The 13482-nt window shown below is 67.2% G+C and carries 13 protein-coding genes; 2 read left to right on the top strand and 11 right to left on the bottom strand.

The genetic code is table 11. The features are described 5' to 3' along the window. Positions 1-13: 13 nt before the first annotated feature. From AX767_RS17970 to AX767_RS17950, 5 genes are all read right to left on the bottom strand, one after another. Positions 14-3133 carry an efflux RND transporter permease subunit gene (locus tag AX767_RS17970; protein ID WP_068632568.1) on the bottom strand — a complete coding sequence of 1040 codons (3120 nt, stop codon included), beginning with the start codon at positions 3131-3133 and terminating at the stop codon, positions 14-16. Positions 3134-3459: 326 nt separating this feature from the next. Next, entirely contained in the window at positions 3460-4563 is a 1104-nt protein-coding gene (locus AX767_RS17965; RefSeq protein ID WP_068632567.1) for an efflux RND transporter periplasmic adaptor subunit, read from the bottom strand. Next, positions 4560-5120 (bottom strand): hypothetical protein, encoded by a 561-nt coding sequence (locus tag AX767_RS17960; protein WP_068633854.1) that lies wholly within the window; start codon positions 5118-5120, stop codon positions 4560-4562. Before AX767_RS17960 ends, AX767_RS17965 begins: the two co-directional genes overlap by 4 nt. Positions 5121-5140: 20 nt before the next feature. Then, positions 5141-6334: a TolC family protein gene (locus AX767_RS17955; RefSeq protein ID WP_237288491.1), complete on the bottom strand. Its 1194-nt coding sequence runs from the start codon at positions 6332-6334 to the stop codon at positions 5141-5143. A gap of 183 nt (positions 6335-6517) precedes the next feature. Next, positions 6518-6847, bottom strand: a complete 330-nt coding sequence (locus AX767_RS17950; RefSeq protein WP_068632565.1) for a hypothetical protein — start codon at positions 6845-6847, stop codon at positions 6518-6520. Positions 6848-6905: 58 nt separating this feature from the next. Here AX767_RS17950 and AX767_RS17945 point away from each other — a divergent pair, with 58 nt between their 5' ends. Next, positions 6906-7592: a response regulator gene (locus AX767_RS17945; protein WP_068632564.1), complete on the top strand. Its 687-nt coding sequence runs from the start codon at positions 6906-6908 to the stop codon at positions 7590-7592. Next, positions 7573-8703 carry a sensor histidine kinase gene (locus AX767_RS17940; protein WP_068632563.1) on the top strand — a complete coding sequence of 377 codons (1131 nt, stop codon included), beginning with the start codon at positions 7573-7575 and terminating at the stop codon, positions 8701-8703. Before AX767_RS17945 ends, AX767_RS17940 begins: the two co-directional genes overlap by 20 nt. On the opposite strand, the gene AX767_RS17935 is transcribed toward AX767_RS17940, so the two are convergent. From AX767_RS17935 to AX767_RS17910, 6 genes are all read right to left on the bottom strand, one after another. Beyond that, positions 8675-10198: a tripartite tricarboxylate transporter permease gene (locus AX767_RS17935; RefSeq protein WP_068632562.1), complete on the bottom strand. Its 1524-nt coding sequence runs from the start codon at positions 10196-10198 to the stop codon at positions 8675-8677. The genes AX767_RS17940 and AX767_RS17935 overlap by 29 nt on opposite strands. Position 10199: 1 nt before the next feature. Continuing rightward, a complete protein-coding gene (locus tag AX767_RS17930; RefSeq protein ID WP_237288664.1) occupies positions 10200-10628 on the bottom strand; it encodes a tripartite tricarboxylate transporter TctB family protein in 429 nt (142 codons plus the stop codon). Positions 10629-10728: 100 nt separating this feature from the next. Then, a complete protein-coding gene (locus AX767_RS17925) occupies positions 10729-11427 on the bottom strand; it encodes a tRNA-uridine aminocarboxypropyltransferase (protein ID WP_068632561.1) in 699 nt (232 codons plus the stop codon). Between the two features lie 62 nt (positions 11428-11489). Next, positions 11490-12401: a pirin family protein gene (locus AX767_RS17920; RefSeq protein ID WP_068632560.1), complete on the bottom strand. Its 912-nt coding sequence runs from the start codon at positions 12399-12401 to the stop codon at positions 11490-11492. A gap of 29 nt (positions 12402-12430) precedes the next feature. Next, the gene (locus AX767_RS17915; RefSeq protein ID WP_068632559.1) at positions 12431-12982 is read right to left on the bottom strand and encodes a flavodoxin family protein; all 552 of its coding nucleotides are present in this window, start codon (positions 12980-12982) and stop codon (positions 12431-12433) included. A gap of 12 nt (positions 12983-12994) precedes the next feature. Next, the gene (locus AX767_RS17910; protein WP_068632558.1) at positions 12995-13438 is read right to left on the bottom strand and encodes a DoxX family protein; all 444 of its coding nucleotides are present in this window, start codon (positions 13436-13438) and stop codon (positions 12995-12997) included. Positions 13439-13482 lie beyond the last annotated feature (44 nt).

Genomic DNA, 13482 nt, shown 5'->3' with positions numbered 1-13482 from the left:
GAAGGAAAAAAGGTCACAGCGCCTCGACGTCGCGGTCGTTCATCAGCCGCTCGGCGGCCTTGCGGCCGAACAGCCAGAACATCAGCGGCGTGAGGAAGGTGTCGAGCAGCGTCGAGCTGATGAGCCCCGAGAAGATCACCACCGCCACCGGGTGCAGCACCTCGGTGCCGGGCTGCTCGGCCTCGAACAGCAGCGGCGCGAGCGCGAAGGCGGTCACGAGCGCGGTCATCAGCACCGGCGCGAGCCGTTCGAGGGAGCCGCGCAGGATCATCTTCTGGTCGAAGGTCTCGCCCTCGAAGCGCATCAGGTTGACGTAGTGGCTCACCTTCAGGATGCCGTTGCGCACCGAGATGCCCGCCAGCGTGATGAAGCCGACCAGCGCCGCCACCGAAAGCGGCTGCCCCGAGAGCCAGAGCCCCAGCACCGCGCCGACCAGCGCCAGCGGAATGTTCGACATGATCAGCGCCGACAACACGGCCGATTGGTAGCGGCTGTACAGCACCACGAACATCAGCGTGAGCGAGACGAGCGACAGCAGGCCGACCAGCCGCGACGCTTCTTCCTGCGCCTGGAACTGGCCGCCGAGCGTGATGAAGCTGCCTTCGGGGAGCTTCGTGTCGGCCACCACGGCGCGGATGTCCGCCACCACCTCCGACAGCGCACGCCCCTGCGCGTTGGCCGACAGCACGATGCGGCGCTTGCCATCGTCGCGGCTGATCTGGTTGGGGCCGTCGCCGTCCTCGATGGTGGCGATCTTCGACAACGGAATGCGGCCGCCGGGCGTCTCGATCAGGATTTGGCCCAGCCCCTCGACCGACCGCGCGGTTTCGGGCAGGCGCACCACCAGCGCAAAGCGGCGCCCGCCCTCGACGATCTGCGCGACCTTCTCGCCCTCGACCAGGCTCTGCAGCGTGGTCAGCACCTGCGGTGCGGGCACACCGTACTGCGCGGCAGCGGCGTAGTCGATGCGCACCTTGATCTGTGGCGCCAGCACCTGCTTCTCGATCTGCAGGTCGGCGATACCGGGGATGGCCGCCAGCTTCGCGCGCAACGCGTCGGCCTGTCCGCGCAGCGCGTCGAGGTCCTCGCCGAAGATCTTGATCGCGATCTGCGAGCGCACGCCCGAGAGCATGTGGTCGATGCGGTGCGAGATCGGCTGCCCGATCTCCAGCGCCGCCGGCAGGTTGACCAGGCGCGCACGGATGTCCGCCCTGATCGCGTCCATGCTGCGCGTGAGTTCGGCCGTCGGCTTCAGACCCACGTCGAGCTCGCTCACGTGCACGCCCTCGGCATGCTCGTCGAGTTCGGCACGGCCGCTGCGCCGGCCCACGTGCGTGACCTCCGGCACTTGCTTGACCAGCACCTCGGCCTGGCGCGCGAGCGCCGAGCTTTCGGCCAGCGTCACGCCGGGGTTCAGACGCAGTCCGACCAGGAGCGTGCCCTCGTTGAACGGCGGCAGGAAGGTCGTCGGGAAGAACGGCACCGCCGCACCGGCCAGCAACACCGCGGCCCCGGCGGCCACCAGCGCCGCCTTCGGTCGCGCCAGCACGGCCACGAGGCCACGGCTGTAGCGCGCCTTCAGCCACGCCAGCACTTTCGTATCGCCATGGTCGAGCGACTTCATGCGCGGCAGCAGGTAGGAACTGAGCACCGGCGTCACCGTGACCGACACCAGCAGCGACGCCAGCGTCGACACGATGAACGCGATGCCGAGCGGGATGAAGAGCTTGCCCTCCAGCCCCGGCAATGCGAACAGCGGCACGAACACCAGCACGATGATGACGGTCGCGTAGAGGATGCCCGAGCGGACTTCCATCGACGCCCGCGCGACCAGCGCGATCGTGTTCTGCCGCTGGTCCGGATGCCGGCTGCGGTTTTCCTTCAGACGACGCAGGATGTTCTCGACGTCAACCACCGCGTCGTCGACCAGCCCGCCGATCGCGATGGCGAGGCCGCCCAGCGTCATCGTGTTGATCGACAGCCCGAAGTACTGGAAGACCAGCGCCGTGATGAAGATCGACACCGGGATCGCGGTGAGCGCGATCACCGTCGGCCGCAGCGTGCCGAGGAAGAAGAACAGGATCACCGCGACGAAGACCGATGCGCCGATGAGCTTGCCCTGCAAGGTCGTGATCGACGCCTCGATGAAGCTGGCCTGCCGGAACGTGACCTTCGGCGCCTCCATGCCGGGCGGCAGCGAGGCTTGGAGCCCGACCAGCGCGTCCTCGATCGAACGCGTGAGCGCGATGGTGTCGGCCGTCGGTTGCTTCTGGATGCCGAGGATCACGGCCGGCTTGCCTTCGAAGCCCGCGTCGCCGCGCTTGGGGGCTGCAGCGAACGTCACGTCAGCGATCTGCCGCAACAGGATCGCCTGGCCGCCTTTCGCGGTCAAGGCGAGATTGCTGAGGTCTTCCAGCCGCGACGTGCGGCCGATGTTGCGGATGAGGTATTCACGCCCGTTCAATTCGAGAAAGCCGCCCGACGTGTTGCCGGAGTAGCCCTTCAGTGCCGCCTCAAGCTGTTCGTGCGTGATGCCGAGTTCGCCCATGCGCACCGTGTTCGGCTGCACCTGGAATTGACGCACCTCGCCGCCGATCGGGATGACCTGCGCCACGCCGGGCACCGAGAGCAATCGCGGGCGCAGCACCCAGTCGGCGTATTCGCGCACCGCCATCGGACTGATCTTCGCGGTGTCGACGGGAATCGCGATCTGCATGATCTCGCCCATGATCGAGCTGATCGGCCCCATGCGCGGCGTCACGCCCGCGGCGATGCCCTCCTCCATCGATGCCAGTCGCTCCGACACGAGTTGCCGGGCGCGAAAGATGTCGGTGCGCCAGTCGAAGGTCACGTAAAGAAACGACAGCCCGGCCGACGAGACGGAGCGCACCGACTCGACGCCGGGCAGTCCGTTCATCGTGGTTTCCAGCGGAAAGGTGATGAGCTGCTCCACTTCTTCCGAGGCCATGCCGCCCGCCTCGGTGATGAGGGTCACAGTCGGCTTGTTGAGATCGGGAAACACGTCCACCGGGGTGCGCGAAAGCGTGAAGGCGCCGTACGCCATCAACACGACGCTGCCGATGAGGACGAGCAGGCGGTTGCGCAAGCTGTTGTCGAGTAGCCACTTGAACATGTCAGTGACCCCGCTTTGTGTTCGCGTTTGCGATGGAGTCGAATGCGTTCGGGGCGCGTACCGAGGCCACGGGGTATCTCCCTCCGCGAATGTCCCCCGGCTTCGGCTCCTCCCTTATTTCGCTGCGGGAGACACCCCATACCCTCGGCACGGGTGACGCCGCTTGGCATCCGCCACTCAACCACCGCTCTGATGGCTCACGTCGATGGCGTGCTCCCCGCAGCGAAATAAAGGAGGAGCCCGAAGGGCGGGGGACATTCGCGGAGGGGAGTACGCCGTCGGCGTGAGCCCGCCACGAGCCTCTAATCGGAATTTCGCGCTTCATTTCAACGCACCTGGTTGATGAGGGTCGCCCCTTGAGTCGCCACGCGATCGCCTGGCTCCAGCCCCGATGTCACCGCGACGTTGACGCCGTCCAGCGGCTCGGTCGTCACGGTGCGCGGCGCGAAGCTTTCGGCGGCGGTCTTGACCCACACGATGGTCTGGTTGGCGGGGTTCTTCATGAGCGAAGCGACCGGCACGGAAATGCCCTTGACCTTCTGCTTCGTCTGCACGAACACGCGCACCGGCTGGCCGACCGCGAGCTTCGACAGCACGGCGCCTTCGGCACGAAAACTCAGCGGCAACGCCTGCTCGCGCAGGCTGCGCGCCGCGCCGATGAAGGTCAGCGGCAGACGCTCTTCACCCAACGCCAGCGCGGCGCCGCCGATGTCGGCGGCCAACGCCGCATCGAAGGCGAGGGCCTCGATGCGCAGGCGCGACGGGTCGACAATCTCGAAGATCAGCTCTCGCGCGTCGACCACCTGGCCGGCCACCGCGTTCGCCGAGGCGATCACGCCCGACACCGGTGCGACCAGTGCATCGCGGCTGTTCAGACCGGCGCCGACGGCGGCAGCGCGGGCCCCGAAACTCGCTGCTTCGCTTTCGGCCGATTCGATGTCCTTGCGCGGCACCGTATCGGCCAGCTCCCTCAGCCGCGCGACACGCTTGTTGGCGAGCGCCTGGCCGGCACGCAGTTCCGCGAGTTGCGCAGCCTGGTTCGATCGCTCGATCGGTGCGGCGCTTGGCGCGACCCACGCGAGCAATTCACCCTTTCGCACGGCTTGGCCTGCCTCCGGCAAGCCTTTCGGCCCCGGCTCGATGCGCCCGGCGACCACGGCTTGCACCTTACCGCCGGCGTTCGGGTCCATCAGGACGCGGCCGTTGAGTTCGACCGTGCGCGGCAACTCGCGGGCCACCGTGACCAGGGTGCGCACACCGAGCTGGCGCTGCGCAGGCTTCGGCAGGAAGACGCTGCCGTCCGCCTGGCGTTGCGGGCCGTTCGTGTTGGCGGCAACCGGCGCGTCGCCGTGGTCATGACCTTCGCTGGCGTGCGAGGGCGAGCCGATCAGCGCCAGCACGAACCCGGTGAGTGCGAAGACGCGCTTCATGCAGCACCGCCGACGCACGACCGGCGCGCGGTTGATGTGCGACGGATAAACGCAGCGAACAAAGCTGCGATGACGACTGCCGCCACTGCGCCGAACCCCCACAGGGCGATGCGCTGCCAAAGCGGCTTCGCCACTGCATCGGCATGGGCTGCCTCGTGGATATCGAGCTCGCCGGCGAGCAGATCGGACTCGTTGCCCGCCACGACGGTGGCGGTGATCGACAGCACGCCCGCCGTCGGCACCTGCGCCAGAACGGCCTCGAATTCGCCCTCGCCGTGCGGCTCGACCTTGACGCCGGCGCCGTCGATTTCGAGTGAAAGTTGCGCGTCTTTCACCGGGCTGTTGTCGGCGAAGCGGTCGAGGTACATCGTGAGCTGCATGCCGTTCAGCACGCCGACCATCTCGAAGGTTTCTGACACGGCCGTGAAACGCGGCAGCGCCGGGCCGCCGGAGGCTGCGGGCGCGTCGTGGTCATGGCCGTCGGCGGCCGACACGGCGCCCGCGAACAGGAAAAGCAGGGCTGCGCAGAGGGCAGCGCGTGAGAAAAGTGGGTTCATGGAACGGTTGTCCTGTGCGTTCATTCGGGGAGCAGACCGAGGGCCTGCCGCCATTGGGAGATCGCCGCGGCGACCTCGATGCGTGCGCTCGCGGCCTGGCGTCGCGCCTCGGTCGCCTCGGCTTCGATGCGAAGGCGGGTCGGCAGATCGGTCTCGCCCAGGCGGAACGACTTGTCGAAAAAGCCGAGCGATGCCTGTGCAAGTGCGGCCCGACGCTCGGCCGCGGCGAGCTGCGCGCGGGCGGAAACCACACGTTGCCCGGATGTCGCCTGCTCCGCGCCGATGCGCTCCTGCTCGAGCGCCAACTCGGCCTGCAGCTCGGTCGCTTCGGCCTGTGCGGTAGCGGTGCGCGCCGCATGGCGGCTGCCGGCGCCGAACGGAATGCGCAGCGCCAACGTGATCGACGGGTCGTAGCGCTCACCCCGCACATCGCGCTCGCGCGTCGTGGCAAGGGTCAATTCCGGGTTGGCGCGGGAACGCACGGTGCCCAGTGCCGCAGCGCTTTCGGCCACGGCCGCGCGGTCTTGCAGCGCCGCCAAGGCGGGGTGCATCGACGGCTCAAGGGTCGTCGCTGCAGCGCCGGACGGTTCCGGCTCCGATGTCGTCGACGCCGCGCCGCCTGCCACCGTGGCGATGCCACCCGAAGCAATGCGCAGCTGGCCGGACGCTGCAGCGAGTGCCGCCACGCCGCGTGCTTCAGCCGACTCGGCCGCCGCCACGGCACCGTCGGCCTGGTGCTGATCGGCCCGCGCCAGGTCGCCCGCTTTCATACGCCGGGTCACATCCGCGGCCAGTGCGCGCGCATTGGCCAACTGGTCGCGTGCCACATCGAGCTCGACCTGCGCGCGCTGCCGCTGCCACCAGGCTTCCCGCAACACGCCCGCCGTGCGCAACTGCGCGGCCAGCGCGCGGCTTTCGACGCCACGGGTTTCCGCATCGGCCAGGGCGCCACTGCGTGCACGTTCGCCGGGCAGCCAGAGCGGAATCGCCACGCCGACTTCAAGCTCGCGCGCGCCCATGTCGCGCTGGAACCGGTCTGTCTTGTTCGACAGCGTGAGCGCCAGCGGCTCGGGCGTCCAGGCTTGCGCGGCCTGCTGCTGCGCCAGCGCGGCATCCCGGCGCAGCGCCAGTGCGATGGCTTCGGGTTGACGCGACCAGGCCGCGTCGAAGGCTTGCTTCAGGGTCTGGGCGCCAACGCCCGACGTGGCGGTCAAGGCGGCAAGGCAAGCCAGGGTCAGGGCCGCGTGGCCCGCTGTTCGTCTTCTTCGGTGCATCCGATTCTCCGGTGATGTGGAAACTCACGAGAGATCGGCAAGGCGCGATCGGGGTGATCGCCGCGAACGGCGCCATGCCGGTCGCGAACGGGAATCAGGGAAGTGAAAGGCCCGCCTCGCCGATCAGGCGAGGCCAACCCATTTCGGGCGATCGAGCGGTGTCGGCGGCCGCAGGCGCAAGGGCCCACTGACATGCGGTGCGGGCCGGCCGTTGTCGTCGCGGCTCAACACCGTCTGTGCGAACACGAACGTGGCGCCGGGGCTGTGGCAATGGTCGCAATCGGAAGCGGCACTGCCGGCGTTGTCGCCTGCTTCGTCGGCATGCTGGTGCGGGTGATGACCGAAGTGCCGCACCTGTGCATCGGGCGTGTGCTCGCAGTAGGCCGCGACCGCGCTCCAGCTCGACAGGAGCGGGACCACGAACAGCAACAACAGGGAGAGCCAACGACGCATCGCGGCGCAGTCTAGCAGCGCGAAAATTGCCCTCTTTCGTTCCGGGTATCGTTGGCCCATGCGTATCCTGCTGGTGGAAGACGAACTCGACATGGCCTCCTGGCTGGTCCGCGCGTTGGGGCAAAGCGGCTTCGTGCCGGACCATGCGCCCGATGCCCGCACCGCGGAGGCCTTCATGGCCGGCACCGAGTACGACGCCGTCGTGCTCGACCTGCAACTGCCCGACCGCCACGGCCTGACCGTGCTCACCGCGATGCGCGCCGCCGACAACCGCACGCCGGTGCTCATCCTCACCGCGCAAGGCGCGCTGCAAGATCGCGTACGCGGCCTCAACCTGGGGGCGGACGACTTCCTCACCAAGCCTTTCGAGCTGGCCGAACTCGAGGCCCGCCTTGCCGCGCTGGTGCGCCGCAGCCGCGGGCGCCAGCACCCGCGCATGCAATGCGCCTCGCTTTCCTACGACGGTGAGAGCCATGCCTTCACGCTGCGCGGCGCCCTGCTCGCGCTCACGCCGCGCGAGCACGCCGCGTTGAGCGCCCTGCTCTTGCGCAGCGGCTCGCCCGTCGGCAAATCCCAGCTCTTCGGCAAGGTGTTCAGTCACGACAGCAGTGCAGGGCCCGATGCGATCGAAGTCGTGCTGCACCGGCTGCGCCGCAAGCTCGAAGGCAGCGACGTGCGCATCGTGACCGTGCGCGGCCTGGGCTACATGCTCGAGGGCATCGGCGATGACGACCTCGCCCGCTGAACCGCGCGGGCCCTTCGGCCTGCGAGCGAAGCTGCTGGCGCTGCTGCTGCCCGGCCTGGTCGCGCTGCTGGCGTTCGACAGCTGGAACGACTACCGCGCCCTCACCGAGACGATGGCCGCCACACACGGCGAGCTGCTCGGCCAGTGGCTGCGCCAGGCGTTGTGGCGCGACACGCGCATGTTGCTCGTCGTGGCCCTGCTGATTTGGCTCGGCGTGGCGTGGACCCTGCGCCCGCTCGAACGGCTGCGCGCCTCGCTGCACCAGCGCCGACCCGACGACCTGCAACCGCTCGATGCCAGCGGCGTGCCGCAGGAAGTGAAACCGCTGGTCGACGCAGTCAACCACCACATCGAGAGCCACCGACGCATGCTCGCCGAGCACGCGCAGTTTCTCGCCGATGCGTCGCACCAGTTGCGCACGCCGCTCGCCATCTTGTCGATCCAGGCCGGCTACGCGGTGCGCGAGACCGACCCCGAGCGCATGCGCGAATCGCTCGACGCCATCGTGGTGCAGCTGGCACGCACGCGGCGGCTCAGCGAGCAACTGCTCGCGCTGGCGCATGCCACGCACGACGACACCGCCGCCCGGCTGCCTGCGCGAATCGATCTCACGTCCGTGGCGCGCGCGGTGGTGCTGCAATACCTGACCCTCGCCCGCGAAAAGCAGCAGGACCTGGGCTGGATGGACGAGGCCGTCGACACGGGAAGCGCGGATGACGGGCCCCCGCCGCTTTCGGTCGATGCCAACGAGGCCGAGTTGCACGAGGTGCTCTCCAACCTCGTGCACAACGCGATCAAGTACACGCCGCCGCACGGCACGATCACGGTGTCGGTGCGGCGGGATGCGGCGAGCGCGATGGCCGAAGTGAGCGACAACGGGCCCGGCATCGCGCCGGACAGACGCACCGCGGTGTTCGAGCGCTTCCAGCGCCAAGGCATCGGGGCCATGGCGGTGACGCAGGGCGCCGGACTCGGCCTCGCCATCGCGCGGAGCTACGCGCGGCGCAATGGCGGCGAGATCGAGCTCACGGCGAACGCAGCAGCCGGCGGACTGCGCGCGACCCTGCGCCTGCCTCTTGCCGTCAGCCCGCCGCCACGCCTTCTTCCGTGACCAGCACAGGCGGCTGCGACTTGCGCAGGTTGCGGAAGAACACGAAGAGCTGCCAGAGCACCACGATCGCGATCACGCCCAGCAGCGTGCCGGCGATCGGCCGCGTGACGAAAGGGCTGAAACTGCCTCGGCTCAGCAACATCGCGCGACGGAAATTCTCTTCCAGCATCGGCCCCAGGATGAAGCCCAGCATGAGCGGCGCGGGTTCCATGTCCAGCCGGAGGAACAAATAACCGACCAGGCCGAACACGGCCGTGGTGTAGATGTCGTCCAGGCTGTTGTTGATGCTGAAGGTGCCAACGCAGCAGAAGAACAGGATCCCCGGGAACAGCACGGTGTAGGGGACCTTGAACACCGACAGCCACAAGCGCACCAGCGGCACATTGAGCACCAGCAGGAAGCAGTTGCCCACCCACATGCTGGCGACAAGACCCCAGAAGAGCTCGGGGTGCGAGGCGATCATGTTCGGGCCTGGCTGAATGCCTTTGACGATGAACGCCGCCATCATCAGCGCCATGACCGCGTTTTCGGGAATCCCGATGGCCATGAGCGGAATGAAGCTGGTGCGCGCCGCCGCTTCATCGGCCGCAGCCTGACCGGCCACGCCTTCGATACAGCCCGTGCCGATCTCGTGCTTGTACTTGCTGAACTTTTTGTCGGCGGCGTACGCAGCGAACTGGGCAATGGTCGGTCCACCGCCGGGCAGGATGCCCAGGACGGAACCGATCACGCTGCCTCGCAAGGCACTCGGGATGATGCGCTTGAACTCCGGCCAGGTCGGCATGAGCTTGATCTTCCCGTTGAAAGGCGTGAGCACGTTCTTGTTGTCGAGGTTCTTCACCACCTCGGCAATGCCGAAGCAGCCCAGCGCGATGCTGATGATCCCGATGCCGTCCTGCAGGAAGGGCAGGCCCATGGTGTAGCGCGCCACGCCGCTGTTCACGTCGGTCCCGACCATCCCGAGCAGAATGCCGACCATGGCCATCGCCAGGCCATTGAGCAAGCTGCCGCTGCTGACGAAGCTCACGCAGAAAAATCCCAGCAGCATCAAGGCGCAGTAGTCGGCCGGGCCGAACAGGAAGCCGACCTCGCCGAGGGCCGGCGCCATCGTCGACAGCACCACGATGGCCACGGTGCCGCCGATGAAGCTCGAGAAACCCGCGGTGAACAACGCCAGGCCGGTCTTGCCCTTGAGTGTCATCTGGTACCCATCGATACACGCCACGATGCTGCTCGCGTGCGGAATCTTCATGGTGATGGCGCTCACACTGTCGCCGTACTGCGCGCCGTAGTAGATGCCGGCCAGCATGATGAGCGCGCCGGTGGTGGGAATCGAATAGGTCAGCGGCAGCAACAGGCTGATGGTGGAAAGGGGGCCCAGTCCGGGCAGCAGCCCGATGAGCGTGCCCACCGTGCACCCGAGAGCGCAATAAAGAAGGTTCGGAATGGTCAGCGCGTGCTCGAAACCGAACGCGAGGTTGTGCAGGACTTCCATCTCAGTACAGCGGCAGGCTCAGGCCGAGAAAGTTCTTGAAGGCAAAGGCGATCGCGATCAGCCCGAGCGAAATCTTGATGTTCCGCACGACCGAGTAGGAAGTGCCGGCGAAGGTGGAGCAAAACACGAGGAACACGATGCCCAAGATCATGTTCACGTATTCGGAAAGCACCGCGAAACCCACCAGACTCAACAGGACGAGCGCAATGTTCTTGACGTTGTAGCTCATCAGAACGGGTTCGACGAAGCGCGACCGGACCGTGATGATCAGGCCGATCACAAAAAGGAATCCGCTCACCATCAGGGGGAAGAGCCCGGGGCCCGAGCGGTGTAACGCTCCGATCGCGTAGCGCGAAGCGAGGGTGCCAAAGAGCAGCGCAATGGCCATCAGCACCAACCCCCGCATGAAGTTCCGATTGTTCAAACCCATCTGCGTCTCCTTTTGATTGGAGCGGATGGTAGGAATCGAGGCTTCCAATCTGCTTTCGTTTTGCAGATCGAGGCCCTAAATACGTGTTATCACTAACTGCCTAAGCGCACGCTTCGCGCAGCCGCCGATGCGCTGCGCTGTCCCGGTCGATGGGCTTCTGGTTCTTGGCCTGCAGGTAGTGATACGTGAACACATCGAGGTAGGCATCGAGTGTTTGCGCGGCGCGCTGATCGCCCGCCAGGTGCATGCACATCGCGGCCACTTCGCTGGTGCAGAAATGGTCTTCGCGGCCCGAGTTACGCAACTTGTATTGCGGCGGCCGGTCGGGCCGCAGGCTCAGCACCGGCAGCGATGCCAGGTACGGGCTCTTGCTGAACATCTTGCGTGCCTCGGCCCAGGTGCCATCGAGCAGGACGAACAGCGGGCGCTTCGGGGCTGCATCGCAAGCGGCGTCCGGCAGTCGCACGGTGTGCACCACCCGCTCGGGCGCCGCGTACTGCCCCGGGAACACCAGGTACGGTTGCCACTGCGGATCGCCGAGCACCGCGAGCAGCGCCGGGTCGACCTCGGTGCGCATCCAGCCGAAGGCAAAGGTGTCGGGCACCACGTCGGCGATCAGCCACCCGGTGTTGGTCGGCTTGAGCGTCTCGATGTCGGCCATGAGCAGGCACACGGCCGCGTTTGTCGGGACGCACGGTCGCAAGGCGCACAGGCAGTGGCTGGGCACCACGCGGCAGCCGGCGCAGCGCTCGCGCTTGAAGCCGCCGCGGGCCAGAAAGGGTTTGCCGCTGCGTTCCATGCGCTCGGTGCGCAGGCGCGAGACGGCGTGCGGAAAACGACCGTCCTCCGGAGAAGACACGTTCAAACGGGCGTGGTCGTGACGTTGGGTTCCTGCACGCCGAACGGGTGCCCGGGCAGCGGGATGAACTCGGTCTCGCCGGGCACATGGCCCATGCGCTGAGCCGCCCAGTCGGCGCCGGCCTCGAGGATGCGTTCCTTCCGGCTCGACACGAAATTCCAGGTGATGTAGCGCGGGCCGTCGAGCGGCTCGCCGCCGATCACCACGATCTGCGTGGCAGCGGCCGCCTTCAGCATCGCGCCGCCACCGTCCGGCAGGAACGCCATCGTGTGGGCGGGTACGTCGGTGCCGTCCACCGACACCGCGCCGTCGACCACGTACACCGCGAGCTCGGGTGCCAGTGCGGGCAGTTCGAATGGGCCGCCCGCGGGCAACTGCACATCGAGATAGACCGTGGGCGCGAAAGTCTTGACCGGCGACGTGACGCCGAAGGCTTCGCCGATGAGCACGCGAACCTTCGCGCCCTGCACTTCCAGCGCCGGAATGTCGGCGGCCGCCGTGTGCGCGAAGCTGGGCTCGACTTCCTCGAAGGCCACAGGCAACGCGGCCCACAGCTGCAGGCCGTGGTTGGTGTAGGTCTCGTTTTTGAGCTGCTCGGGCTTGCGTTCGGAGTGCACGATGCCGCGGCCCGAGGTCATCCAGTTGATCGCGCCGGGGCGGATTTCCTGGTTGTTGCCGAGGCTGTCGCGATGCATCATCGCGCCCTCGAAAAGATAGGTGACCGTGGCGAGGCCGATGTGCGGGTGGGGCCGCACGTCGTGCGCGCTGTCGGGCACTTCGGTGGCCGGCCCGAAATGGTCGAAGAACACGAAGGGCCCGACCGAGCGCCGCTTGGCCGATGGCAGCAGACGCCGCACCGTGAAGCCACCCCCCAGGTCCTTGTCGGCGGGGCTGAGCAGTTGCAGTGCGGTCATCGAGCGATTCCTTCGGGGGTCGGGGTCTTTCAGCCGCGCGATCTTGCCACTTCGGCGATGCGCTCGCCGAAGGCACGCGCGGTGTCGAGGTCGCCCTGCGACATCTCGGCGGGGCTCGCATCGGACGGCGATTGGGTCAGCAGGCCGCCGTAGCCGCCGACGTAGTTGCGGTCGTCGCGCGCCGCGGCCTTGGTGTTGCTGGGCATCATGCCCATGCTCGTCCACTGGCCGCCGTGCTGCATCGCCAGCGTCCACAGGCCGATCATCGTGGTGCCCTTGTCGCCGCTCATGCTGGCGCTGTTGGTGAAGCCCGCGAAGAGCTTGTCTTTCCAGCCTTGCGTGAACCAGACCTTCGACGACGCGTCGGCGAATTTCTTGAACTGCCAACTCGCGCCGCCCATGTAGGTCGGCGTGCCGAACACGATGGCGTCGGCCGCGGCGAGCAGTTCCCAGCCGCCTTCGGGCAGGTTGCCATCGGCGTCGATCGCGAGCAATTGGGCGTCGGCGCCATCGGCCACGGCTTGCGCCACGCGCTGCGTATGGCCGTAGCCGGAATGGAAGACAACAACGATGTCGGTCATGGGATGCTCCTTTTAACGCTTGTCGACGCTGAGGCGACCGGCGCCGAAGGCGACGAACGCGAGCAGGCCGCCGGCAATGGCGATGTTCTTGTTGAAGTTGATCTGCTGCATCATTTTCATGGCTTCGGGCACCGCCCAGAAGTTGTGGAAGATCACGGCGGTCGCCACGGTGAAGACGGCGAGCACCACAGCAGCGATGCGCGTCTTGAAGCCGACGAGCAGCGCGATGCCCAGGCCCAGTTCCACGAGGATCGCAATCACGGCGCCGACTTCAGGCAGCGGCAAGCCCTTCGAGTTGATGTAGCCGACCGCACCGGCAAAACCCATCAGCTTGCCGAAGCCGGCAGGAATGAACAGGTACGCGATCAGCACGCGGCCGACGAGCGCAAGCACGTCCTGCATCGAGGTGGTGGTGACGCCCGAGGACGACAAGGGTGCAGTGGTGGTGGATGCCATGGAGTAACTCCTGAGTTGAAAAAAAAGACCGAAAAAAAGACCGC

This window comes from Variovorax sp. PAMC 28711 (assembly GCF_001577265.1).
Classification (GTDB): domain Bacteria; phylum Pseudomonadota; class Gammaproteobacteria; order Burkholderiales; family Burkholderiaceae_C; genus Variovorax.
The sequence above is the reverse complement of the archived record's forward strand: the minus strand, read 5'-3'. Positions and strand labels throughout refer to the sequence as shown.